The sequence below is a fragment of the Sorangiineae bacterium MSr12523 genome (assembly GCA_037157775.1).
Classification (GTDB): Bacteria; Myxococcota_A; Polyangia; order Polyangiales; family Polyangiaceae; genus Pendulispora; species Pendulispora brunnea.
Genome location: CP089982.1, coordinates 13200978 through 13225332, shown reverse-complemented (window position 1 = coordinate 13225332; position 24355 = coordinate 13200978). Strand labels below are relative to the sequence as shown.

At 64.9% G+C, this 24355-nt stretch carries 26 protein-coding genes; 8 read left to right on the top strand and 18 right to left on the bottom strand.

Annotated elements, in window-relative coordinates:
- Window positions 1-37: 37 nt before the first annotated feature.
- On the top strand, window positions 38-304 hold the full coding sequence (gene grxC / locus LZC95_52730) for a glutaredoxin 3 (protein ID WXA95077.1): 267 nt from the start codon (window positions 38-40) through the stop codon (window positions 302-304).
- Between the two features lie 5 nt (window positions 305-309).
- On the opposite strand, the gene LZC95_52725 is transcribed toward grxC, so the two are convergent.
- The 3 genes from LZC95_52725 to LZC95_52715 all read right to left on the bottom strand — a co-directional run bounded on the left by LZC95_52725 (window position 310) and on the right by LZC95_52715 (window position 4679).
- Window positions 310-1119, bottom strand: coding sequence for a Uma2 family endonuclease (locus LZC95_52725; GenBank protein WXA95076.1), 810 nt, complete (start codon window positions 1117-1119; stop codon window positions 310-312).
- A gap of 1548 nt (window positions 1120-2667) precedes the next feature.
- Entirely contained in the window at window positions 2668-3429 is a 762-nt protein-coding gene (locus LZC95_52720) for an MXAN_2562 family outer membrane beta-barrel protein (protein WXA95075.1), read from the bottom strand.
- A 29-nt stretch (window positions 3430-3458) separates the two neighbouring features.
- A complete protein-coding gene (locus LZC95_52715) occupies window positions 3459-4679 on the bottom strand; it encodes a hypothetical protein (protein ID WXA95074.1) in 1221 nt (406 codons plus the stop codon).
- Window positions 4680-4896: 217 nt separating this feature from the next.
- Here LZC95_52715 and LZC95_52710 point away from each other — a divergent pair, with 217 nt between their 5' ends.
- A complete protein-coding gene (locus LZC95_52710; protein ID WXA95073.1) occupies window positions 4897-6102 on the top strand; it encodes an aminotransferase class I/II-fold pyridoxal phosphate-dependent enzyme in 1206 nt (401 codons plus the stop codon).
- A gap of 139 nt (window positions 6103-6241) precedes the next feature.
- On the opposite strand, the gene LZC95_52705 is transcribed toward LZC95_52710, so the two are convergent.
- From LZC95_52705 to LZC95_52680, 6 genes are all read right to left on the bottom strand, one after another.
- Window positions 6242-6796 (bottom strand): DUF1697 domain-containing protein, encoded by a 555-nt coding sequence (locus LZC95_52705; GenBank protein ID WXA95072.1) that lies wholly within the window; start codon window positions 6794-6796, stop codon window positions 6242-6244.
- Window positions 6793-7551 carry a VOC family protein gene (locus LZC95_52700; GenBank protein WXA95071.1) on the bottom strand — a complete coding sequence of 253 codons (759 nt, stop codon included), beginning with the start codon at window positions 7549-7551 and terminating at the stop codon, window positions 6793-6795. The genes LZC95_52705 and LZC95_52700 overlap by 4 nt, the downstream gene beginning before the upstream one ends.
- A 51-nt stretch (window positions 7552-7602) precedes the next feature.
- Entirely contained in the window at window positions 7603-8991 is a 1389-nt protein-coding gene (locus tag LZC95_52695) for a diguanylate cyclase (protein WXA95070.1), read from the bottom strand.
- Between the two features lie 180 nt (window positions 8992-9171).
- Window positions 9172-9363, bottom strand: coding sequence for a hypothetical protein (locus LZC95_52690; protein WXA95069.1), 192 nt, complete (start codon window positions 9361-9363; stop codon window positions 9172-9174).
- Window positions 9364-9447: 84 nt separating this feature from the next.
- Window positions 9448-10050: a glutathione S-transferase family protein gene (locus LZC95_52685; GenBank protein ID WXA95068.1), complete on the bottom strand. Its 603-nt coding sequence runs from the start codon at window positions 10048-10050 to the stop codon at window positions 9448-9450.
- Window positions 10051-10071: 21 nt separating this feature from the next.
- Window positions 10072-11091 (bottom strand): NAD(P)-dependent alcohol dehydrogenase, encoded by a 1020-nt coding sequence (locus tag LZC95_52680; GenBank protein WXA95067.1) that lies wholly within the window; start codon window positions 11089-11091, stop codon window positions 10072-10074.
- Between LZC95_52680 and LZC95_52675 the strand changes: the two genes are divergently transcribed.
- On the top strand, window positions 11072-12034 hold the full coding sequence (locus LZC95_52675; protein WXA95066.1) for a LysR family transcriptional regulator: 963 nt from the start codon (window positions 11072-11074) through the stop codon (window positions 12032-12034). The two genes, LZC95_52680 and LZC95_52675, sit on opposite strands and share 20 nt — an antisense overlap.
- A 4-nt stretch (window positions 12035-12038) precedes the next feature.
- Here LZC95_52675 and LZC95_52670 read toward each other — a convergent pair whose 3' ends face one another.
- Window positions 12039-12176, bottom strand: coding sequence for a hypothetical protein (locus LZC95_52670; GenBank protein WXA95065.1), 138 nt, complete (start codon window positions 12174-12176; stop codon window positions 12039-12041).
- Window positions 12177-12298: 122 nt separating this feature from the next.
- Here LZC95_52670 and pqqB point away from each other — a divergent pair, with 122 nt between their 5' ends.
- Genes pqqB through LZC95_52645 form a run of 5 tightly spaced genes read left to right on the top strand, consistent with a single transcriptional unit; the run spans window position 12299 to window position 16409 of the window.
- Window positions 12299-13219, top strand: coding sequence for a pyrroloquinoline quinone biosynthesis protein PqqB (gene pqqB / locus LZC95_52665; protein ID WXA95064.1), 921 nt, complete (start codon window positions 12299-12301; stop codon window positions 13217-13219).
- The gene (pqqC, locus tag LZC95_52660; protein ID WXA95063.1) at window positions 13216-13905 is read left to right on the top strand and encodes a pyrroloquinoline-quinone synthase PqqC; all 690 of its coding nucleotides are present in this window, start codon (window positions 13216-13218) and stop codon (window positions 13903-13905) included. The genes pqqB and pqqC overlap by 4 nt, the downstream gene beginning before the upstream one ends.
- Window positions 13902-14189: a pyrroloquinoline quinone biosynthesis peptide chaperone PqqD gene (pqqD, locus tag LZC95_52655; GenBank protein ID WXA95062.1), complete on the top strand. Its 288-nt coding sequence runs from the start codon at window positions 13902-13904 to the stop codon at window positions 14187-14189. Before pqqC ends, pqqD begins: the two co-directional genes overlap by 4 nt.
- A complete protein-coding gene (gene pqqE, locus LZC95_52650) occupies window positions 14186-15250 on the top strand; it encodes a pyrroloquinoline quinone biosynthesis protein PqqE (GenBank protein ID WXA95061.1) in 1065 nt (354 codons plus the stop codon). Before pqqD ends, pqqE begins: the two co-directional genes overlap by 4 nt.
- Window positions 15243-16409, top strand: a complete 1167-nt coding sequence (locus LZC95_52645) for an MFS transporter (protein ID WXA95060.1) — start codon at window positions 15243-15245, stop codon at window positions 16407-16409. The genes pqqE and LZC95_52645 overlap by 8 nt, the downstream gene beginning before the upstream one ends.
- A 38-nt stretch (window positions 16410-16447) precedes the next feature.
- Here LZC95_52645 and LZC95_52640 read toward each other — a convergent pair whose 3' ends face one another.
- The 8 genes from LZC95_52640 to rsmD form a co-directional block, all read right to left on the bottom strand.
- Window positions 16448-17431, bottom strand: coding sequence for an NAD(P)-dependent oxidoreductase (locus tag LZC95_52640; protein ID WXA95059.1), 984 nt, complete (start codon window positions 17429-17431; stop codon window positions 16448-16450).
- Window positions 17428-18561 carry a hypothetical protein gene (locus tag LZC95_52635; GenBank protein WXA95058.1) on the bottom strand — a complete coding sequence of 378 codons (1134 nt, stop codon included), beginning with the start codon at window positions 18559-18561 and terminating at the stop codon, window positions 17428-17430. Before LZC95_52635 ends, LZC95_52640 begins: the two co-directional genes overlap by 4 nt.
- Before the next feature lie 44 nt (window positions 18562-18605).
- Window positions 18606-20009, bottom strand: coding sequence for a trypsin-like peptidase domain-containing protein (locus LZC95_52630; protein WXA95057.1), 1404 nt, complete (start codon window positions 20007-20009; stop codon window positions 18606-18608).
- A 38-nt stretch (window positions 20010-20047) separates the two neighbouring features.
- Window positions 20048-21085: a GNAT family N-acetyltransferase gene (locus LZC95_52625; GenBank protein ID WXA95056.1), complete on the bottom strand. Its 1038-nt coding sequence runs from the start codon at window positions 21083-21085 to the stop codon at window positions 20048-20050.
- On the bottom strand, window positions 21073-21885 hold the full coding sequence (gene truA / locus LZC95_52620) for a tRNA pseudouridine(38-40) synthase TruA (GenBank protein WXA95055.1): 813 nt from the start codon (window positions 21883-21885) through the stop codon (window positions 21073-21075). Before truA ends, LZC95_52625 begins: the two co-directional genes overlap by 13 nt.
- 15 nt (window positions 21886-21900) lie before the next feature.
- A complete protein-coding gene (locus tag LZC95_52615) occupies window positions 21901-23049 on the bottom strand; it encodes a hypothetical protein (protein WXA95054.1) in 1149 nt (382 codons plus the stop codon).
- A 55-nt stretch (window positions 23050-23104) separates the two neighbouring features.
- Window positions 23105-23701 carry an AgmX/PglI C-terminal domain-containing protein gene (locus LZC95_52610; protein ID WXA95053.1) on the bottom strand — a complete coding sequence of 199 codons (597 nt, stop codon included), beginning with the start codon at window positions 23699-23701 and terminating at the stop codon, window positions 23105-23107.
- A 73-nt stretch (window positions 23702-23774) separates the two neighbouring features.
- The gene (rsmD, locus tag LZC95_52605) at window positions 23775-24344 is read right to left on the bottom strand and encodes a 16S rRNA (guanine(966)-N(2))-methyltransferase RsmD (GenBank protein ID WXA95052.1); all 570 of its coding nucleotides are present in this window, start codon (window positions 24342-24344) and stop codon (window positions 23775-23777) included.
- Between the last annotated feature and the right edge of the window lie 11 nt (window positions 24345-24355).

Sequence of the window (24355 nt, the reverse complement as noted above, 5' to 3'; positions counted from 1 at the left end):
GCCGGTCGGCCCCTGACCCTACTTTCCGGGCAGTACGATGACCACGACCGCCTCCGTCCAAGTCTACACGACGAACTACTGCCCCTACTGCACCCGCGCCAAGCAGCTGCTGACCAAACGGGGCATCGCCTTCGAAGAAATCGACGTTTCGAACGACGACGAAAAGCGAGCCTGGCTGGTCAAAACCACGGGCCAACGCACAGTGCCCCAAATCTTCATCCAAGGCTCGCCCATCGGTGGCTCCGACGAGCTTCACCAACTGGACCGCAGCGGCGAGTTGGCCAAACGCCTCGCTGCCGCCTGAGCGGGCTAGCCGAGTACCTCGTCGAGCGACGTCGCCGTCGCGGCACGCACGATCCAGCGATCGAGCACCTCGAGATTGCGTTCGGCCCCAATCCGGGCGCGTGCCGCATCATCAAGGGCGATTCCCCGCGCCCCTAGGACGGTGACGAGCGCCGATGCTTTGGCTTCTAACACGCCTTCCGTCTTGCTGTTCGTCAGCGCCGAGACGACCACCGGGTTCTTCTTCTCGAGCAGCGCGCTCCCCACGGCGTCATCGGCAGCCGCCGCCTCGAGCAGTGCGCGCACCTTGATTGGCACCACGAAGCAACGGTCCTCGATGACGCTATCCAAGAGGAGCGTCTGCCACGAATCGGCCTCGCGCGACCACTCGAGAACGCGCGATTGCTTGACGAGCACGCAAAAGACGCGGCGGACACCTCGCCGAATCAACTCCCGCGCTTTGTTCGTAGGAACACTCAGCGATTGCTCACTGGCGATTTCGAAGGCGAGCTCTTCGAGCCGCCGATGCCCTTCTCCATCGAGATCCGCCGGGTAAATGCTCGCATGGGGCGCAAAGTCACTCGCGTCCTCGGTCCGCGTCAGAAGATCGACTGCCGCGATGTACCCGTCGGCCACCGCCGTTCGCAATACGGCCGTTACATCGGCGTGCCGCGTGGCATGCGGTGGGTCCACCGGAGCCGCAAAGAGCTCGATCCCGTGCAAATACTCGAGCCGCGTCTCAGGCGGCGCGAGCCGCTCGTCGATGCGCGGCACATGGACGGACTCGCTCCGAACACCCGGAGCTTCGAGGGGCGTGATCGGCTTTCGAGGGTCCATGGGGTGAAGTGTATCACCCTTCGATGAGAGACGCTCTCAGGTGACGTGCACCAGCTTCAGGATCACGCGACGGCGCCTCGCTGGTTCGCAGAACCTCGTCGAGCAATTGTCGATTCGCCTCACATCATATTGCCATAACAATCGATCCTAACGAACAACCGGCACCCTCATCGTTTGCTCGAACAAGGCAAAAGAACCGTCGCGACGTCGCGAAAATTCCGGTTGTGTCTTCCAGAACGCTCGTCGACCCGCGCGCTTTTCGGCATGATTTACTCCTTCGGTAGCGACACACCCAGATCGCTATTCTCATAACTCGCAAATCACTCTAGGAAGCCTCCATTCAACGTCGCTGCCTGATAACGCTATTTTCAAGAAGCGGCGACATTATCCAACAACGAGGCTAAAATGACATTTCGCTCTGCGAGCAGAGTACTAGGCGGACTCACCCTGGGAGCATTCGTAATCACCATCACGCTCGAACCAAGAGACGCGGTTGCATCTTCGCCAGCGGAAGAGGATTCGGCCCAGTCCGCGTTGGCAGGTTGGTCGAACTGGGAACCGATTGGCACCCCGCAAGGATATAATTCCGAACCCGTCGGGGTGGTGGCAGAAAACCCTGGCCGGCTTCACGCATTGGCGATGATCCCTCAAGCGCCCAATGGCTTGATGATCAATACTCTTTCAAATGGCCTGTGGTCGGGCTGGCAAGTCGTGCCAACGGCGCCTCAATCCCATTCCTTCTCCGGTGTGTCAACGCGGTCCGGCCGAATCGATGTTGTGGGAACCACTTTTGCGCGAGCCGATCAAACCACGTCGATCGTTTACGGTTGGTACGATAACGGCAGCTGGTCCAACTGGGTGGAATTCGGGGACCGCGACCTCAGTATTCACGGCGCGACCATCACCGCCTGGAAGTCAGCTCCTACTTTTCACGTATTCGCAACTGACCGATTTGGCAAAGCACGGCACAAGTCCGGCAGCGGTGGAAGTAATCCCGCCAATTGGTCGAGCTGGGGTACGGTCGACATCGTTGGCGAGCCGAGTACCTGGGTGGAGGAGTTACAGGCCGTTTCTAGCGAGCCAGGGCGAATCGAACTAATCGGACGAGGGGCAAACAACACCGTTCTTTTCAAGTCATATTCGGCAGGTCGGTGGACGGCGTGGCAATCTTTGGGCGGCCCCGTTCGACAAATCGGGGGAATCTCATCCTGGGGCCCTGGACGCCTGGACGTGTTCATGCAGGGCACGGACACTAGGAATTATCATAAATATTACCAGAATGGCGTATGGTCAGGCTGGGAGCCTATTACTTCCGCGCCGTATGTCCGCGTGGACGTGCCAAGGTCAGTTTCGTGGGGACCAGGAAGAATCGATTTGATCGGTGCTGGTGGCATGCCCGACAGATGGGATGTCGCGCACCAGTTCTTCCAGCAATAGCTCCCCAGCGCGCTCTCTTCCGTGCACTTCGCACACGTGCACGGAAGGAGCTTCGCACTATTCTTCGTGTCGCTTCGAAAAGCGCGGAATCATCGCCCTGTACGGGCGTACTCAAAACTCGAACGCCAGGCCCGCCACCCAGGTGCTGGTCCCTACCCAGAGCACGTTGGATTGGCCAACGCCGCGGTAGTTCGCGAACATCCACTCGGCATAGAGATACGTGTGGTTGATCCCCATGGTGTTATCGAGATTCTTCGCCGTGTAGCGATCGATGACGTCCATTTGAAAGGCAACACCGGCGGCGAGGTGGAGCCCCCAGGTTTGACCTTTAGCGTAAACGGTGCCGTCCGGCGTCTCCTGATAAGAGGTCCCGCCCTCGGTGAACGAGCGCCAGGGGATATAACCGATACCCGCTTTGCCGTAAGGCACGAACGGAATACCAACTTCGCGCATGAGTACATCCGCACGCAGAACAGCGACGGCGTACATCGGAAAGAGCTCGAGCGAGGTGTCGGTGCCCGACGAGACGTTCGATGGCTCTTTGGTAACCGGGTCGATCTTGTTCGCCACGGCGTTCATCCGCGTATAGCCAATCGACACACCGGGACCAATGGTGCCGAGATACGGGATGCGCAATGCTTGCCAGTCGAATTCCACGGCGAACAGCAGGCGGGGGTTGTCGCGAAACGTGTCCTTCCACGGCGTTTTGCCATTGAGGCTCGGTTCGTCGTCAATCTGCGGCTTGTACGGAGCGAAGCGGAATTCGAGCGCAAAGTGCTGCGGCGATTCGCGATACACATGACGCGGCCGCAAGACCAGGTCATCGTCGGAGGCATAGGCCGGCTTGGCAGAAAGCAGCCCGACTACCGTCAATGCAACGAGAGCGCACCCGGGTGCGAGTCTCATGAACGCTTTCCTTTCCGACGTCGCCGCAAGAGCGCAATTCCGATAACCGAGGCTCCGGCGATAGTGACTCCGTTTGCCACCGGAGCTCCTTCGAGAGCGCAACCGCCCGCCTCGCCCCCGTCTCGGCGGTACTGATAAAAGAAGTCCGCTACGGGACCTGGCGTCGCGCAGACAGGGTCCGAGACAGCTCCAACGTTCTGCGACTTGTTGTACGCGGCTACCGCAAACGAATAGTACGTGCCGTTCGTGAGCCCTTTGACGGTCGTTCCGTTGGAGATTGCTCCACCCGCGGTGGCGCATTCGTTGAGTGGTGGCTTGGGGCAATTGCTGCCACCGCCACCGTCCGAAACCGGCGGCGCACATCCGCCGTCAATCGGCTGGCCCGGTATCGGATTGCCAGCATCGTCGAAGCCGCCATCCGTAAAGCCGCCGTCCTCACATGCAGGAGGCCCGGCATCACCGGCGTCAACGACGGGCGCTGGAGCCGCATCGATGTCCGCGACGGGCGCACAATACACCTTGTAGCCTTGAACCCCCTCGGTGCCTGCATTTTGGGTGGCAGTCCAGTTCAACTTGACGACGCGATCGCCCTCACCCGCGGTAATGCCGGTGGGACCGGGTGGGCCGCGCATATCGATCGTAACCGGCTGCGTAAACAAACCTTGCTGTTCCGCACTGGGGCTGGTGAGCCACAAGAGATAAACGTTGGTGCTTTGCGGACCGCTGGTCGTTTGGGCATCACACGCTGCCGCGGTGCCCCTCTTATATGGGCCAGCATTCTTCGAGGCCGCGGATTGCTGGTCGGCGATGTCCTGGACCCGAATGTCCACTGTCAGGGTCCCGACCCGTACGGAGGCCCCACCGATAAGATCGCGGACGCGGCCGCACGTCGCCGTGTTGGGGGTCCTAGCAGAGACCTGGTCGCAAGTCCCGCCTCCACCCCAGGCCTCTAGGTTGTGGCTCGAGTCCGGGGTTCCAGCGACCGTCAGGGAGAGGCGTAGACTGACGTCCTGGATGCAGTCGTCGCGGGTGAGCGTGTTGTTCGGGACGCCGCTCGGATGACTTGGGGCGTTGCTGCCATCCGGCTTCACACGCGTAACATTGATGGCCGTGAACGTGAGGGACTGCGCGTAGGCGTCCGCCGTGAAGCTCCAAGTCAGAGCCCCGATGCACACGGCGACGAGGGTGCGAAGAAGTAAGGAGAAGAACGTGCGCATTCGATGGTTACCTTGCGGCAGGTGGCCGCCCGCGGGTGCGAGCATAGTACATGCCATGTGGATTTTCCCGCATCGATGCGTGGGGGGCGGACCAAAGTCGGCCAAGCTGGCACCTGTTCGGGGCTTCACCCTACGCGCCGGTGACAATCTGGCATACAAACTTGCGGGGCCCGTTCGGGTCCACCTCCCCCACCAACCCCTGCGCCTCGGAGACGCCGTGATCCACCTGATCCCTTCGCACCGCACCCGCCCATCGGATGACCCCATTTTTTCGCTGCATCGTGAGGCGACCGCACGCAAGGCGAAGGGGGACAGCATCATCAACGCCACCATTGGCGTCTTGCTCGACGATGCGGGCGGCCTTGCCGTGTTGCCCACGGCGGCGCGCGTGGTGCATGAGACGAAGACGGACGACTGGGCGGCCTACGCCCCCATCGCGGGCCATCCGGCGTTTCTCGAGGCTGTGCAGAACGATTTGCTCGGCGGCGAGCCGCGCCTTCGCGCCACCAGCATCGCCGTCGCGACCCCCGGAGGCTCGGGGGCCCTGCGCCATGCCATCGTCAATTTCCTCGAGGCCGGACAGGCCCTGCTCACCACGAGCTACTTCTGGGCACCTTATTTGACCCTGGCGGACGAGGCCGAGCGAAAGGTCGCCACCTTCTCCATGTTCTCGAGTGACGGCAAGCTCGACCTCGACGCCCTCGACCAGGCCGTTGCCACGCAAATCCAGGATCAGGGGCGCGTTCTGCTCTTCATCAACGACCCCTGTCACAACCCCACCGGCTACTCGATGCACCGCGACGAGTGGAAAGCCCTCGTCGCGAGACTCGTGCCGCATGCCGAGCGTGCCCCGCTCACGTTGCTCGTCGATGTGGCGTACGCCGCCTACAGCGCGGGTCCGCCGTGGGATCATCTGCCCGAGCTGGTGCCGCTCCTCGGCAAGGCCGGTCTGCTCTTCGCGTGGAGCGCCTCGAAGACCTTCACGCACTACGGACTTCGCGTCGGCGCGCTCGTGGCATGCATCCCCGAGGAGAAAGAGCGCGCCGCGACCGAAAATGCCCTTTCCTACTCGTCGCGCGGCACGTGGTCCAACTGCAACGCGGGCGGTCTGCGCGCCATCACGCAGCTGCTCACCGACCCTGCCCTGAAAGCGGCCGCCGACGCCGAACGCGAGGTCACGCGCAAACTGCTCGCCCACCGTGTGAACGTCTTCAACGAGCTTGCCCACGCGAAAAACCTCCGCTACCCCCGCTACGACGGCGGCTTCTTCGTCTCGGTCTTCACCGACGACGCCGCCGGAAAAGCCGCCCGCATGCGCGAGCGCGGCGTCTACGTCGTCCCCATCCGCGGCGCCCTCCGCGTCGGCCTCTGCGCCGTCGCCGAAAAAGACATCCCCGCCCTCGTCGACGCCCTCGCCATGTAAGAGCGCAAGCCCGCGCTTCCGAGCGGAGCCGGGGCTGTCTAATGCTTCATATGTTGTGCATTATTCGGCGTAATGCATACTTTATGATGCATGAAGGCATCCCCGGCGACCGCGAAATAGCACTCGCGCAATCGATGCCTTACTCCATCATCGCCACCAGCTTCTGCACCGTGTTCCAGTTGCGCATGGTGCTCGTGGTCCCGAGTTTCGCGTCGAAGTAGGCGTTGGTCAGCTTCGTCTGCCCAACGCCATTCGGGCAGTAAAGGTAAATCTCGCGGCCCACCACCGCGAAGGAATCGGGCGGTGAGCGCTTCGCATCCAAAGCGCTCACCCGCGCCGGATCGGGCTCCGCTGCCAAAAAGGCGACGTGCAAGGTTTTCCCCTCGGTGCCCCGATCCAAAAATGGATTCACCCGAAGCACCTCGCGCAGCTCCGCCGCCGAGCGCAAGATCACGGGAACGTCATACCCATAATCGGCGGCGATGCGCTTCGCGATGAGCGAGCCGAGACGGGCGCCGAGCTTCTCGTTCGCGCGAAAGACGATGTTGCCGCTTTGGATATAGTGCCGCACGTCCACGCAGCCCGCGGCCTCGAACATCGCCACCAACGCCGGCATGGGCAGCCGGTTCGAGCTCCCCAGGTTGATTCCGCGCAGCAAGGCCACGCGGAACTCACCACCGAGGCGCGCGGTCACGAAGGGCGCGAACCCAAAATGCCGAACAGCGATCCTTCCGTATCGCGGATCACGGCGAAGCGGCCCACCGTAGGAAGATCTCGCGGGGCGACCACTGTCTCGCCGCCCATTGCGGTGGCGATGCGGGCGGCCCAGTCGCAATCGCGCACGGAAAAGTACGCGATCCACGATGGAGGCGTGCGCGGTGCGGGCGTCTTCACCAAGCCGCCCACCGCCTGCGTACCCAAGCGAAACTCCGTGTACTCGCGCCCGAGCTCGTGCGACGTGCGCGCGCGCCAGCCGAACAACTCCGTGTAGAACTGCTGCGCGTCCGCCGGATCGTCCGCCGAGAGCTCGTGCCAACAGGCCGCGGACACCTCGCCCACCAGCGGCGTGACCGCACGCGCCTGCGATTGCCACACGCCGAACGTCGCGCCGTCGCGATCCTCGATGGTGGCCATGCGACCCAAATGCAGCACGTCGTTCGGGGCCGAACGCACGCGGCCACCCAAGCGCGTCGCGCGTTGCACGGCGGTGTCGACGTTGTGGACCGAAATGCAGAGCGTCCACCCTGCATCGCGACCCGCTTGGCGAAACGCGGCCACGTCGCGGCCGCGCACACTACAGCGCGTGTACACGCCGCCGCTCGGCAGCCGCACGTCGTCGAACGTCCAGCCAAAGAGCTCGTTGTAGAAGACCTTCGCGCGTTGCACGTCGCGCGTTGCAAGTTGGCTATGACAAAAAGTGGTGGGCTGGTGCTGGTCGAACTCGGGCATCGCTCTTCTCGCCTCCCCGCAAAAGCATTTCGAAACGGGTTGTCGAGCGTACTACGGAGCCGTGCGGCCGGGGTCCGCGGTGTGGGGCCTCACCGTCAATACCGTCGCATCGAGACGCGCAACGGTGCGATCCAGCAGATCCATGGCCTCGGCATGACTGAACGTCAGTTCCTCGTTCGTCAGCTTCTCGTAAAGCTCGGGCGCAATATAGTGAAAAGCACGGCGCGCCAGCGCAAGCACATCGCGCGAGCCGCCACCCACGCGCACGATCGCACCGAGCACACTGAAGCGCGCCGCGCTCTCGCTTCCCACCGGACACCAACGCCCCTCGCGGTCTTGCGCGAAGCCACGCGAGATCCATCGGTCTTCGCTCGAGATGAGCGCGCGCGCCTGCCGAAGCGTGCGCACCAACGTCGTCGGGGTGAACGGCGTCGTCACCAACGTGCGCAGGGTGCTCGGACGCCGCGCCGACACCGGACTGCCCTCGCGCGTCTCGTCGACGCCCCACACGTACACGCGATCGCGCCCCGCGTTCTTCGCGCGGTAGAGCGCCACGTCGGCGCGTGCAAATAGATCCTGCCCGAGGAATGTCTCGTTCGGGAGCACCGCGGCCACCCCGCCGCTGAACGGCACGGGATCCGTCGTCCCATCGGAAAAACGAAAGGGGTGCTGCTGCAGATGCAGCCGCATGCGCGTCGCCACATCGCGCGCGCGGTTCGCGTCGCACGCGCGCAGAAGCAGCACGAACTCGTCGCCGCCGTAGCGGAAGGCCACGTCCTCGCCGCGCGAAATCGTCTTCAGCGCGCCCGCGAAGTGCGCGAGCAAGCGATCCCCCTCCTCATGGCCGAATCGGTCGTTGATCGTCTTGAACCGATCCAGATCGAGCAGGAGCACCGCGAATGGCTCCTTGTGCCGCTTGGCGTAGGCGCTCTCTTCGAGGATGCGCGCCTCGAAACCTCGACGGTTCCCCAGCCCGGTGAGCTCGTCCACGGTCGCGTTCTTCTGCGCGAACTCGAGCTCCTTCTGCAGCTTACGAACGAGCTTCACCTGCTCGCCCGCCGCCCGAAGCTTCGCAGCCAGGGCCGTGGGCGACGAAGGCATCGACACGAAGTCCGTCACGCCGTGCTCGACGGCCCTCTGCACCTCGGTCTCGGTCAGCGGGCGCCACGCGAAGGCGAAAATCGGAATGTGCGCCGTCGATTCGGCGCGCCGCAGACGTCGGGTCATCTCCAGGGTCGACGGCCGCGCCTGCGACACGTCGAGCACCAGCAGATCGAACATGGTGTCCGCCGAATCCATTTTGGCGAGCGCCTCCCATGCGTCCGCCGCTTCGACAACGCGGAACATTCCAGGTGGCAAGGCGCGCCGAAGGTTCGCGCGTGTTTCTTTGTCACCGTCCACGATCAACACGGAGCCCTTTGGCGCCTCGCGGACCATCATGCTTCGTCCCTCATCGATTCCTCGGAGGGCTAAGCAAAAAGCGGGCTCGTAAAAACATGCTGCGCAAGCGCCACCGCATCACGCAAATCCGCATCGTGTCGCCCAAGCCTGGGGCAAAACGTCACAGACATCGATGAAGCGCGCGCGAGCGCACGCCGACCTATTTCACGCGGGTCGGCGTTACGACGACCGACCCACCGCGAGGTAGACGATCTCGTAGCGCGTGGCGCCGACCTTCTCCTCGCGCAACGCCTCGCTGACGAGGTTCTGCATCTTCTCGAGTGCCTGCTGCCGCGAACGCGCGACGCACGTGCAGCCAGGCAACATCAAGCATTCGGCCTCGTACGTACCGTCGTCCCTCGGACGGAGCATGACCGGGATGTTGCGCGACGCGTTCACAAAGGCATTGTCACGCTGCTCGAGCCATCGTCAATGCTGCTGGGGTGCATTTCGCGGTTATGGCCGCTCGGTGATGCCGATGTGACGCGGTTGTGACCGCACCCGTTCGAGCCATGCGAGCACGTGAGGGTAGAGCGAGAGGTCGAATTCGCCTTCCCGCGCCACGTGTGTGTAAGCGTACAGCGCGATGTCTGCGATGGAATACGTAGCCGCAAAGAAGTCGCTCGTCCGCAAATGCTCATCCATGACGGCGAGCGTCTTGCGCCCCTTCTCCTGACGCTCGCGCAGCTCGCCCTCCTTACCGCGCGGTATCCCCGCGTAACTGACCCAGTTGCGCGCCACCGCGATGTAGGGCTCGTGATCGTACTGCTCGAAACTCATCCACTGCAGCACACGCGCGCGTTGCAGTCGATCCGCAGGAAGGTACGGCGTGCCCTCCGCGAAGTACCAGAGGATGGCGGGCGACTCGGGAAGGAACGTACCGTCGTCGAGCTCGAGGGTCGGAACGCGGCCGATTGGATTGATCTTGCGATAGGCCGGCGTGCGCGTCTCCCCACCCAGGTAATCGACATCGACGAGCTCGACGGGCAGGTCCAGGTGATGCAGGAGCAACCGGACCTTGTAACAGTTTCCCGACGGGTGGAATTGATGGAGGCGCATCCTCCCCTTATCGCATGCTGGCTACGAGGCTGTGCCCTCGAATGAAAGCGCAACCTTTCCAAAGTGGCCACCTCTGTCCAAGTGGCGAAGCGCCTCCTTTAGCTCCGTGAAGTGGAAGGTGCGATCGATCACCGGTCGGATTTCGCGATGCAACTCCGTGGTGCGTGCGAGTGCCTCGAGGCTCGCACGATGCCCGCCCGAGACCGCTTGGAGGCGCACGCGTTTCGTGATGGCCGGGAGCAGCGCGAGGTTCGCGTTCATGCTCGCGACGTAGCCTGTGACGTACACGGTTCCTGCGATGCGCGCGGCCTTGATGGATCGCGTGAGTTCTTCGCCGCCGGCCACGTCGATCACGTGATCGGCACCGCGGCCCCGGGTGAGTTCGCGAACGCGCACGTCCCAGTCCGGCGTCGTGCGGTAGTTGATGACGTGGTGCGCGCCCAACGCTTTCGCACGTGCGAGCTTCTCGTCGCTGCCCGAGGTGACGATGACCTCGGCCCCGGCCGCCCGCGCGAGCATCAACGCGAACAGCGACACGCCGCCCGTGCCCTGCACGACCACCGACTGCCCGAGGCGCAGGTCACCTTGTGCAAAGAGCATGTGCCATGCGGTGAGGCCGGCGACGGGCAAGGTTGCCGCCTCGACGTCGGAAAGATGCGCCGGCGCGTGCACCGCGCCATCTTCTTGGATGGTGACGTACTCGGCGAAGGTGCCATCGAGCGGCCCGCCCAGGCGGCGCATGTTCTCTTCGGGCGGCGCGCCGTCGATCCAATTCGTGATGTACAGGAGCAAGACGCGATCGCCGATGGCGAACTTGGTCACTCCCGCGCCCGTGGCCACGACCTCGCCCACGCCGTCGGAGCCCATGATCACGGGCAGCGGCATGCTCGCGTACTCCCCGCGCAGGACACTGAGGTCGCGGTAATTGAGCGCCGCGGCGCGCATGCGAAGAACGAGCTGCCCCGGGCCGGGTGAAGGTTGCGGGCGCTCGGCGAGGCGCAGACCATCGTAGCCGTATTGCGTGAGTTCGAAGGCTTTCATGCCCACCAAGGTGAGGCTTTCGCCCGCCCTGCAGAAGTACCCATGGTTGCATGTTCATCGTGCAAGAATGCAGGGCATGGTCTGGGACGATCTGCGAATCTTCTTGGCGCTGGGCCGGCACGGTACGCATGCCGCCGCGTCGCGGTTGCTCGGCGTGGATGCCACCACGGTGGGACGGCGGCTCGCCGCGCTGGAGACGACGTTGCGCGTGCGGCTCTTCGAGCGAACGCCGGCGGGGCTCGTGCTCACCGAGGCGGGGCGCACCCTCGTTCCGCGCGCCGAGCGCATCGAGGCCGAGGTCGTGCACGCCGAGCGCGAACTCGGCGGGGCCGATGCGCGGCTCGAAGGCACCGTGCGGCTCACCGCGGGCGACGGCCTGCTGACGTTTCTCGTGGTGCCGCGCCTTGCGGCCTTCCGCGAGCGGCATCCGGGCATCGACCTGGAGCTGGTGGGCGAGACGCGCGAGCTCGACGTCTTGCGCCGCGAGGCCGACGTGGCCCTTCGCCTCTCCCGTCCGCGCGAGTCCTCGCTCATCGCGCGCCGGGTCGGGCGCTACGAGTACGGCATTTACGCGGGTCAATCCTATGTGGACCGCCGCCCGCCCCCGCGCAGCCTGCGCGATCTCGCGGCGCACGAGTGGCTCACGTACGACACGTCACTGGACCACATTCCGGAGGCGCGCTGGCTTCGCGAACATGCGCCGCGACCGCGCTTCGCCCTGCGGACGAATCGAACGGTAACGCTGGTGGCGGCCTGCGCCTCGGGGCACGGGCTCGCGATCTTGCCGACCGCGTTCGAGGCCGCCGACCCTCGCCTGGTTCGGATCCTGCCGCGCACCCCCCTTCCAACACGCGACGCTTGGATGGTCTTCCACCGCGACCTTCGCACCAACGCGCGTGTGAACGCGTTGGGTGCCTGGCTCACGGAGCTCTTTGCGAGCTAGCTTCTCAGCTCTCCGCTTGGGGCTCGCACACGGGCGGGCCCTCGCGCCACGGATCTTCCTCTTGGTACGACGAGATTTCAGCGTCCATCTTGATCTCGATGGCCGTCGGCTTTTCCCACGTCACGGATGTCGAAGTCGTCATGGTCTCTCGCTCCCTTTCTTCTTCGTGGACTTGGTTAGCTCGCCGAGAACATATCGCAAGCGCGAGCGATTCACTTAGTAAACATTCTTAACAAAGACTACTACGGATAGTATCCCGTTGGAATGATGCGGCTCACGGTACTTGGTTCGGCCGCCGGCGGCGGCTTTCCGCAGTGGAATTGTGGTTGTCCCCAATGTGTTGCTGTTCGGGGGAACCACGCTGACTTTCAAGGACGCACACAAGACTCCGTCGCGGCGACCTGCGATGGGGAATCGTATGTCGTCCTTAATGCATCGCCCGACATCCTCGAGCAGATCAAACGCACCCGCGCACTCTGGCCGCGGGCACCGCGTCATTCTCCGATTCGAGCCATCGTGCTCACCAATGGGGACATGGATCATGTTCTCGGACTCTTTTCATTGCGGGAATCGTACCCACTCGCGCTCTATGCGACCGAGACGGTGTGGCGCGGGCTCGAGAGCAATGCCTTCCTGCGGACCTTGCAACGCTTCGAGGGCCACGTGGTCTGGCGCCGGCTCGAGATCGGGCGCGACACCGAAATTCGCGATGCCGCGGGAGAAAGCACGGGCGTTCACCTTCGTGCATTCGCCGCACCGGGAAAGCTGCCGGTCCATCTCATGGGCCACGGCACGCCGAGCCCGGAGGACAATGTCGGGCTCGTGCTCCATGACGGTAGCGCGCCGCGGCGAAGCGCCGTCTACCTTACGGCCTGCGCACACCTCGAGACTTTGAGTGAGCTCGAAGGGCACTCGGCCCTCTTGTTCGACGGAACCTTCTACCGCGAGGACGAACTCGTTCGATTGGGCCTGTCGCATGCAGTGGCGAAGGACATGGCGCACCTTCCAATCCAAGTGGACGATGGCCGAGGCAGCCTCGCGCGGCTATCTTCGCTGGCCGGCCGGAAGATTTATACGCACATCAACAATACGAATCCAATTCTGTCCAACTCGTCGGAAGAGCGGCGCACCGTGGAGTCGGCAGGATTCGAAATCGCCTTCGACGGAATGGACATCACGTTATGAGCGCACTCTCCAAAGACGACTTCGTGGCAAGGCTGCGGGAAGAAGGCGAAAAGCGCTACCACGACCATCATCCGTTTCACGTGCGCATGCACGCCGGGGAGCTTTCGCGCACGCAGATTCAAGCTTGGGTGCTGAATCGGTATTACTATCAGACGCGAATTCCCATCAAAGATGCCATTATCTTGTCCAAATCGGACGATCCGGCATTTCGCCGTTCGTGGATGCAACGCATCGTCGATCACGATGGAAAGTCCGAGGGTGAGGGTGGCCTGGCGCAGTGGCAGCGGCTCGCGGCGGGTGTGGGACTCGACGTCGAGGAGGTGAAGAGCCTTTCGCGCGTGCTGCCGGGTGTGCGCTTCGCGTGCGATGCGTACGTGCAGCTCGTGCGCGAGCGTCCGCTGGTCGAGGCGGTGGCGTCCTCGCTCACCGAGTTTTTCTCGCCGGACATCATGACGCGCCGGATTGCCGCGTGGGAGACGCACTATCCCTGGGTGGATGGCGCCACGTTGGCGTACTTCCGTGGGCGGGTGACCCGCGCACGGGACGATTCGCGGCAGGCGATCGACTACGTGCTCGCCCATGCGACCGGCCGTGAGCAGCAAGAGCGCTGCATCGAGGCGCTCATCACGAAGTGCCACATCTTGTGGGCGCTGCTCGATGCGGTGAGCAAGGAATTTCCGGCATGATCTCCGCGGCATCCGTTCCCAAGCTGGCGAAGAAGGCGCGGCTCCGTTTCGATCGGCACCAGGGGCAGCACATGTTGCTCTATCCGGAACGCGGCCTTCTATTGAGCGCATCCGCAGCGGCCATCGCCGAGCGTTGCGACGGTACGCGAACGGTGGCCGAAATCGCGCGGCAGCTCGCCGCCATGAGCGAAGGTGCGTCGGCGGAGCGCATCGAGCATGACGTCGTGGAGTTCTTGGAAGATCTCGCCGGTCGCGGGCTTCTGGACCTGCCGGAGCAGCCGTGAGTGCGCCGCGGCCGTACACGCTCATCGCCGAACTGACGTACCGGTGCGCGCTCAAGTGCCCCTATTGCTCCAATCCGACGGCACTGCGCGATCACCGCGACGAGATGACCACCGAGCAATGGCTGCGCGTTCTCACGGAGGCGGAGGAGCTCGGGGTCGTGCAGGTGCATTTCACCGGCGGCGAGCCGCTCGCGCGCAAGGATCTCGAGCCCATCGTGCGCCGAGCACGCGAGCTTGGACTTTATTCGAACCTGGTGACCAGCACGGTGCCGCTCACGCGCGAGCGCCTGGTCGGGCTGAAAGAAGCGGGCATCGATCATGTGCAAGTTAGCCTGCAGAGCACGCGGCCCGAGCGGGCCGATGAGATCGCGGGCTACGAAGGGCATGCGCACAAGCTCGTGGCGGCGCGCTGGGTGAAGGAGCTCGAGCTGCCGCTGACCATCAATGTCGTGCTGCACCGGGCGAACCTCGACGAGGTGGAGGACATCGTCGCGCTGGCCGAGGAGCTGGGCGCCGACCGCGTGGAGCTCGCGAACACGCAGTACCATGCGTGGGCGCTGCTGAATCGCGACACGCTCTTGCCCACGCGCGAGCAACTCGAGCGCGCCTCGGTGGCGGCGGCCAAGGCGAAAGCGAGACTTCGCGGAAAGATGGACGTGCTCTTCGTGAAGCCCGACTATTTCTCCACGACGCCCAAAGCCTGCATGGACGGCTGGGCGCGGCGGTTCGTGCACATGACACCTGGCGGTTTCGTTCTGCCGTGCCACGCGGCGATGCAGATCACGGGGCTCGAGTTCGACAGTGCGCGCGATCGGGCGCTGGGCGACATCTGGGAAAACTCGCAGGCGCTGCGGGCCTACCGGGGCGATGCGTGGATGCCCGAGCCTTGCCGCAGCTGCGAGCGCAAGGAGGTGGACTTCGGCGGATGCCGCTGCCAAGCCTTCGCGCTCACGGGCGATGCGTCGGCGACGGATCCCGTGTGTTCGCTTTCACCGCAGCATCATTTGATCCGCGACGCTCGGACCACGGCCGCGCCGAAGCGATACCTTTTCCGTGGCTGACCCGCGGCTTCGGGCCCGCCGCATTCGCGTCGTGATCGCGTGCGGTGTGGGCTCCTTCATGGCGGCCCTCAGCACGAACCTCGTGAACATTTCGGCGCCGGTCATTGCGCGCGAGCTCGGGCTCGGCCCGGGCGAGATCAGTCCGATTTTCACGGTGTACCTGCTGGTCATCACCGTACTTTTGCCGGTGTTCGGGCGGGTCGGCGATGCCTTCGGCGCGAAGAAGGTGTTCGTCGCGGGCTTCGCGGGCTTCGGCGTGACGTCGCTTCTCTGCGCGCACACGCATTCGCTGGCTGCGCTCATTGCGGCGCGGGCCCTTCAGGGCGTGTGCGCCGCGATGCTGATGTCCATGGGCCCGGCCATCGTGCTGAGCGTCTTTCCGCCCACGCACCGGGCGCGGGCGCTCGGCCTGCAGCTTTCGCTCACGTACCTCGGGCTGGTCATCGGGCCGACCTTGGGCGGCCTTCTCGTGGGCTCGCTCGGCTGGCGCTCCATCTTTCTCGTGCTGTGCGGGGTCGCGGTGCTCGGCACGGTGTTGGCCACGGTGTGGCTCGTCGAGGGTGAGGTTCGACGCACGCGGGGCGCTGGTCAGGGGACATTTTCTTTGCCTTTTTGGCTAGGCCTCGCCGGCGCCTTGCTGCTCTACACGACGACGTTCATGCTGTCGTTCTCTCTTCCCTTTCAGCTTCAGCACGCGCGCGGCATTTCCGCCCGTGACGCGGGTCTGCTTCTCACGCCGCAACCTGCGATGATGGCCATCGTCGCGCCCATCGGGGGATGGCTTTCGGACCGCTTCGGCACACGCTGGCCCTGCGCGTTCGGCATGGTGGCCATCGCAGCCGGTTGCGTGCTTCTCTCCTACGTCGCCGCCGACGCGTCACCCGTCGCCGTCGCACCCGTGGTTGCGCTCATCGGCCTCGGCGCGGGCGCATTCGTCGCGCCGAACAATGCCGCCATCATGGGTGCGGCCCCCAAAGACCGCCAGGGCACCGCCGCCGCGGCCGCCGCAATGGCGCGCAACATCGGTATGACCAGCGGCGTAGCCCTCGCCGGTGCCCTCCTCCACCGTGCGGGCTCCTTCACGTCCGTCATGTTCGCCGCTGCCACCCTCGCCCTGAGCGGAACCACCCTCGCCTTGGTGCGCCCAAGTTCCCGTTGACGTTGTCGTTGACCTTGACGGCGACGACAACGTTACCATTAGAGCCACCCGTTCTCGCGGTACCACTTCACCGTGAGCCGGGTACCCTGCACCCAATCCACCTCGGGCTTCCAGCCCAAATCGGCGATGGCGTCGTCGGTCGTGCAGACCCAGTAGGGCATGCGCAGCATGTTTGCCTTTTCGCGGGTGAGCATCACAGCTTTGTTCGCGACCTTGCCGTACGTCTCTACGCCGAAGGCGACGGCGCTGATGATGCCGAGGGGCAAGCCCTTGCGGACCAAGGCGCGCTTGCCGATGGCGCGTTCCACTTCTTCCATGGCTTCGCGCTGTACGTAGACCTTGCCGTCGGTGATGAAGTAGGTTCGGCCGCTCGGGATCTCCGCCAAAATGGCGCGGATGACGGCCTTTGCGCAGTCGGTTGCGTAGGTGAACGTCACCTTGGAGCTGCCGTCGCCCGTGACGGGAAGCACGCGGCGTTGCACGGCTTTGAAGACCTCGTAGATCTCGATGTCGCGCGGACCGTAGATGCCCGTCGGGCGCAAGGTCACCACGGGGATCTCGTCCTTGATGGCCAGGATCGCCTTCTCGGCGGCCAGCTTCGAGCGTCCGTACGCGGTAACCGGGTTCTCCTGATCCACCCGCACCGGCGTGTCCGTCTCCGACGGGCCGCACGCCTCGAGGCTCGAGATGTACACCAGGCGGCGGATGTTCTTCGCGTGCTTCTTCGCCGCGCTGATCACATTCACCGTGCCACCCAGGTTGATCCTTTGGAACTCGTCGCGATCGCGCGCCTTGACGATGCCCGCGGCATGCACGATGGCGTCCACACCCTCGACCGCGGCCTCCACCTTGTCGGCTTCTTCGACGGCGCCGTAGGCCAGCTCCACGTTCGGCAGCGACTCCAAGAATTTTCGATTGGAGCTCTTTCGCACCAACGCGCGCACTTGATGGCCCGCGAGCGAAAGTTGTTCGGCAACGTGGCTTCCGAGAAAACCGCTGGCCCCCGTGATCAGTACTTTCATGTCCCCAGGCTCTTTTCGTAAATCCGGTACGTCTTGTAATGCTTCCCGCCCATGACCTTGATCCCGGCGTTCACGGCGCCGTTGTCCTCCAAGGTCCACCCGAGCTCGCCCCACTCGATGCCGATGCGCTTTCCGGAGAGCGCCAGCTCGCCGTACAAAAACGCCGACAGCCCGGCGTACTTGCGCACGTTCCGGTACTTGCGCCGCACGCCCAGAATGATGAGCCGTGCGCTGCGCGGACCTTGCACCTTCAGCCGATACAGAAGCTTGGCCCATCCGAGCGGGAATAGACTTCCACGCAAATCGGGAATCATCTCGTTCAAATTCGGCAACGTCACCGCCACCGCCGCGGGCTCCCCGTCGATGGATACGATGCGGGTGATCTCGGGCTGCAGAATCAATTTGAAGTCCGCCGCCATCTTGCGCACTTCGTTGCGCGTGAAGGGTACGAAGCCCCAATTGTCCGACCAGGCGTCGTTGAACACGTCGACGAAGATGCCCACGTCGCGCTCGATGTCCTTGAGCGATCCCATGCGCGAGGTCACCTCGGGGAGCGAGCGAATCTCGTCATGACCGCGCTTCACGCGAGGGGTCATCTCCGAGACCATGTACTTCCACCCGTACATATCCTTCACCTTCGCGTAGCCGGCCTGCTCGATGAGGCCTCCCTGGTACGGTCGGTGGTGCGAGCACAGGAACACGGGCGGCGTGTCGAAGCCGTGGACGAGACAGCCCGACTCCTCGTTGATGCTCAGCGAGAAGGGGCCACGTGCGCGCTTGATGCCGCGGGCCGCGAGCCACGATTCGGCCTTGCTGATCAGGGCGCGCACCACCTCGGGATCGTCGATGGTGTCGAGGAAGCCGAAGAAGCCGGTGTCGTCTTTGTAGCGATCGAGGTGCTCGCGATCGATGCTCGCCGAGATGCGGCCCACGCACTCGCCGTGGCGGTGCGCCGTGAAGAACGCCGCCTCGCCGTGCTCGAAGAACGGGTTCTTCTTCGTATTGAGCTGGTCCTTCACGAACATGTCCAGCGGGCGGATGTACTGCGGGTCGCCCGCGTAGATGGAATCCACCACGTTGAGAAAGTCGGAAAGGTTCCCCCCCTCACCGATCTGTCGAACCTCGATCATGCGGCAACGGGTACCCCGCGGCACCGCTACCGTCAATCGGTCAATTATTTCTTCAACGCCGCGTAAAACGACGATTCCCGCCTTCTCACGCGCAACAAGAGCTGCCCGTCGGCCGCCGCCTGCTGCACCTGCGACGAGGTAGGCTCCGCGGTGCCATCCACCTCGATGATGACGTCACCCACCTTCAGGCCCGCGCGATCCGCCGAAGATCCGGGGGAAATGCCGGTGATGAGGGGCAGCGCCTTGGACGGGAGACCGGCCTGGCTCGCTTGCTGCGGTGTAAGATCGCGGACGGTGAGCCCGAGCCCCGGCTGCGGGACCCCCTGCTGCTGCACCGGGATGGGCGGCACCGCCGCCTCGGGACGCGCCGCCAAGGTCACCTTGGTGCCGTAGCGCTTTCCGTCGCGAAGGACCTCGAGCTCCAGGGTCTGCCCCACGTCGTGCGCGAGGATTTCCCGTGTTAAATCGTGCGAGTCGTGGATTGGACGCGCGGCCACGGCCGCGATGACATCGCCCGGTTTGATCTGCGCGCGCTTGGCCGGCGAGTTCTCACCCACCGCATTCACCAGGGCGCCCGCCCGGGGGTCGACCTTCATCACCGTCGCCAGCTCGGGCGAAAGATCCTGCGCGCCCACGCCAATCCACGCGCGTTCGACGCGGCCGCTCTTCAGGATTTGCTCCGCCGCGCGGCGGGCCATGTTCGACGGCACGGCGAAGCCGATTCCGCTGCCGCGCCCCACGATCATCGTGTTGATGCCGACCACGCGGCCCTCGAGATCGCACAGCGGACCGCCCGAGTTACCGGGGTTGATGCTCGCATCGGTCTGCAGGTAATCCTCGATGAGGTTCATCCCGAGCTGCCCGCGGCCTTTGGCGCTGAGCACGCCGGTGGTGACCGTGTAGCCGAGGCCGAACGGCGAGCCGATGGCCACGACCCACTCGCCGACCTTCATGGCATCGCTGTCGGCGAATTTGGCGGCGACGAGGCCCTGCGTGTCCACTTTGATGACCGCGAGGTCCGTCGCGGGATCGCGTCCGACGAGGCGCGCGGGCAAAAAGCGGCCGTCGCGGAGGTGCACGTTGATGGTGAGCGCGCCCTCGATGACGTGGTTGTTCGTCAGGATGGCCCCGTCCGGCGTGAACACCACGCCCGAACCGGTCCCGCGCGCCACCGGGGAATCGCTGCTGCCGCGGCCGATCCAGCGCAAAATCTGGTCCGCGTTCTCGTCACGGGCCGTCACGTCGATCTGGACGACACTGGGGCTCACCCGTTCGGCCACGTTGACGAAGGCATCGGACAGCTTGCGCGCCTCGGCTTGGGAAGCTTGCACCTGCGCGGGCGAGGGCCCCTGCGACTGCGCGCTCACCTTCTGGGCCTGCGCCAACGCGGGCGCGGACAATCCGAGGCAGGCCAGGACAACCAAAGAGCGAAAAGTAAGGGGACGCATCACGCTCATCACGGGATAGATTTCCACAATGCTGCCGTTCAAGCCAATCTTGTGACGATGCGGGACCACGGGTGGGCCCCCAGGCTCAAGGTCGCGTCGTAGAGCGGCGTGCCCGGAAGGGTCAGATCGGTGAGCTCCATGGTGGGAGCTTCCGCTGCAATCGCAAATCGGCATGCGAGCGCGATGAGCGGAGCCAGCACGGGAAGAGGTTCGCGCGCCGGGTCGATGGCGAAGCGGCCGAGGATGGTACGCCGCGTCCGCGCAAACGGCGGATCCAGCGGCGAAATGACCAGGCTGGCCGCCGCCCGCACGTCCCCGCGCGCATCGACCGTGACGAGTTCGTGCGGCTCGGTGGCATCGCGGTGCCGGCGCCCCAGGTGCGCGGCGATGGCCCCGACCAAGGTGGCATCGATGGCCCGCGGCCGATCGAACCGCTCGTCGTGGGCGGCGCGCCTTCGTGCGGCGAGCATCGACTCCAAAACGGCCAGGGCGAGCGCATCCTGGGGTTCGGCGGGGCGGGCCACGAACTCGCCCGCGCGCACCCGCGGTTCGTGGGAAACGACCATGCGCGTGCTCCAGGCCACCGGGCGGTACCCGAGGCGCTCGTAAAAACCGTGCGCCGGGTTGGGCTCGAGCACCTCGGCGGCCAGCACCGAAGGGGCGCCCCGCGCCAGCTCGTTCGACATGCGCGCCAAGTTCGTCAGCAGGGCTTTTCCCGCACCGAGCACCCGCGCCCGGGGGTGCACGATGAGCGAGCGCACCTCGCACGTGTACGGCGTGCGCGCCTCGGCGCCGTGGCGCTCGAACCAGCCTTCCACCTGGCCGCAAACCTGGCCGTGGATGGCGGAGACCAAGTGGATATGCCGCCCCAGCACGGGCTGTCCGCCGCGAACGCGTGCGTCCTCGTCGAGCCGGTTGGCCAGCCGCGCATATACCCGCTCGTCGCGCGTGCCGGGGTAGCCTCCCCAGCGCTCGTGCGCATCCCAGAGCTCGCGCCACAGGCCCGCGATTTGGATGCCCTCCCCCGGTGAGGGCGCTCGAACCAGTATGCGCTCACGAACGGTTACTGCGGCCATGGCTCCCCGACCATTTCACTAGGAAGGAGAAGATCGATCGACTCGAGCGTCAAGCCATGGCCGGGGGCGGTCGCACCGGAAAGGCGCCGGTCGCGCCCCTCCAGCGCGCGGGCGATGGTCCCCTCGGGCAACTGCCCACGGGCAACGTCCACCAACGTGCCCACCAAGATGCGCACCATGTTGTGCAGAAAGGCATTCCCCTCGATGACGATGCTCAGGATACGCCCGTGCAGGTCGAGCCCGTGCAGGTCGTCCGGCTCGATGGCCACCCGGGTGACCGTGCGTACCGTTTCCTGCCGCTCGTCGTGGGCCGAGCGAAAAGCCGCAAAATCGTGTGTACCCACGATGGATTGGGCCTCGCGGCGCATCTTGTCGATGTCCAGCTCGAAGCCGATGCGCCAGGCGCGATGCATCACCAGCGGATCGCGGATGCGGTCGAGCACGAGCCGGTAGCGATAGCGCTTTCCCTTGGCGGCAAACCTGGGCACGTAGCCGGGCGGGATCAGCCGCGCGGCGCGGACGCACACGTCGTCGGGCAAATGCTGGTTGATCGCGAGCACCCAGCCGCGCGGCGGCAAAGGCAAGGTCGCGTCGAAGGCCACCATCTGCGCCTCGGCATGCACGCCACGGTCCGTGCGGCTCGTTCCGCGCGGGGCGCTGGCGCGGGCGTCGACGGCCATGATGGCGCCCTTGAGCGTGTCCTCGATGGTGCGCTCCCCGCCTTTTTGCGAGGCCCAGCCCCGGAAATGGGTGCCGTCGTAGGCCACCTTGAGAAGTACACCGCCGGGATGCTCGGACATGTCGTTACCGAGACTTTACACGAGCAAACGCCCCGAGCGGACCAGGGGCACGCCGTCGAGGTCGACATCCGACGTGCTCGCGGCCGCCGTGATCTGTGCCCTCCCACTCCACGTCGCGCCGGTGTGCTCGGGGTAGGTGGCGCCGAAACCCAAGTGGATCCCCGGTAAATTCTGGTCCGAGGTGACTTCCCCGGTGGCCGCATGGATGCCGATGTTCGTGCCCAAAATGGCCAACCCGACCCGATCCAAGCTGGCCTCACGGCGCATGAAATCCATGAGGTGCCGGTCCAGCGAGCGGTTGTCGCAGTGCACGGAGCGGCAGAGGCCTTGGTCGATCTCGAAGCGCACGGGCGTCTTGTCGAGGAGCCCCACCTGGGCCCCGGCCTCGGTCCCGATGGCGGCATCGGCCACGAACACGCCGGATACGGACGAGGGACTCGTCACCAAGCTGCCCGATGGCAGATGCTCCCAACGGCCGGGGCGAAGCACTCCGACGAACTCCGCCCAACGGAGCGAGGGCGCGCACCGCACTTCGAGATCGGTGCCAGCCACACTGCGCACGCGCAGCACCGACTCGGGTCGAAGGCGCATCCGCACCGCGCGCGTCGCATCCAGAATGCGCGAAGGGTCCACGGAAAAGCCGCCAATCATCGACTTCCGCGAGATGCCGACCATGTTCGCGTGGCGCAAGTTGAGGTGCCGCACGCGCGCGAGAAGCTCGTAGCGAAGGGCCATCTCGCCGTCGTCGAAGCCCGCGAGGAAGACGCTCGCCTGCGCGTCGACCAGAGCCTCCTGCAGCGAAGACGGGATGTGCCGCATGGGGCGGTCGCCGTACTCCTCCAGCGAGAAAATCGCCGCGCGCGCGCCGATGTTCCGCGCGGCATCGGCCAAGGAAAGCCCGATGTCGCGGCGGGCGCGATCCACGAGAACGACCACGCGCTCGCCGGGAACGACACCGAGCGCGCCCTCGAGGATGCGCCGTGCAGCACCCATCAGGTCGAAGTCGATGCCCGACAGACGAAATGCCGTGGAGAGCTGCGGCGGCCGCGTGGACCGAGGTGTGGGCGCACCCGCGCGGGACGAGGGTGGAACCTCGCTTGGCCGCGAGGGCCGTGAACTCGGGGGTGCACTGCTCCCTCGCTTCTTCGGATCCTCGTCGGCCATGGCACCCGGTTGGATGTCGCCCGCTCGGGCGGGGAGGTGGTAGCGGCCGCGACTTTTAGCGGCCGCCAGGGACGAACGAGATGGGAACCGCCGTGTCGACGCAGCCACCTTTGGGGGAGGGAAAGTGACCGGTGGACTTGAAGTACCCGGCAACGCACTGCGCAACGGCGGGAGTGCCCATGTCGTTCGCGGTCACGCCCGCCGAGCAAACGCCGCCGCTCGGGGCGATGCGCAGGGTGATCTGAACCTTGCCCTGGAGCGTGTTGTCCTGCGTCAGGGCCTGATCGTAGCAGCGGTGGGCCTGCTTGGCGCGGAACGCCAACGCCGTCTCCAGATCGGACGTGATGCTTCCGGCGCAGGTTTTCACCTCGCATCCGGCCAGCGAGTTGTTCGTCGACGCCACCTTCCTGACCGGACCAGCGTCCGGCTCGGGCGGGGGCGGCGGAGGGACTTCGTCCACCTGGGACTGGCTGAACGTGGTGGCGGGGGGGGCGCTCCCGGATGGTGGCGGGGGCGCAACGGCCGCGGGTGCGGGCTTGTCGAGGACCATCTTCCATACGAAGAGGCCAGCGATTCCGAATAAGAAGAGAAGCCCTAAGGCGATATACTTGCCGTTCCCGTGGGTGGGCGGCGGGGGTGTGCTCGCGCTCATCGACCGTTGGCTCACTCGGCAGGACGCCGCGCGCCGAATATACATGCTCTAGGGATTTGGGGGATACAACATGTCATATTCTGCTCCGGTAGAGGTACAGGCTAAGGGTGGTGTCGCCGTAACGCCGTGACTCGAGCAGCTCGAGATCGCTGACGGTTGGTGGCGGATCGGCACTCGCATGTTCGACCACCACCGTTGCGTCGGACGCAATACCGCCGGAGTGTATGATCGGCTCGAAGCTCTGCACAAATTCCCCACCCTGGATAAGTCTGTAGGGTGGGTCGGCGAACACCAATGTGAAGCGTTCGTCGTCTACTGTACGCACTAACGCACGAGCCGCGCGCTCCACCGACATGGGCAACACTGTAGTTCGAGATCCGACATCGAGCTGCTCGATGTTGTACCGCAACGCCGCAAGCGCATCGCGGCCCTCCTCGACGAACGTCGCATGCTCGGCGCCACGCGAGAGCGCCTCGAGTGCCAGCGCGCCGGTGCCCGCATAAAGGTCCAACACGCGGTCGCCGGAGACGTCTCTCAGGATAGAGAACAACGCCTCACGCACGCGGTCGGAGGTGGGGCGTGTGCGATCCCCCTTTGGGGCGCGAAGCGAACGCGAACGATGGCTACCTCCGGTGATGCGCACAGGATAATCTC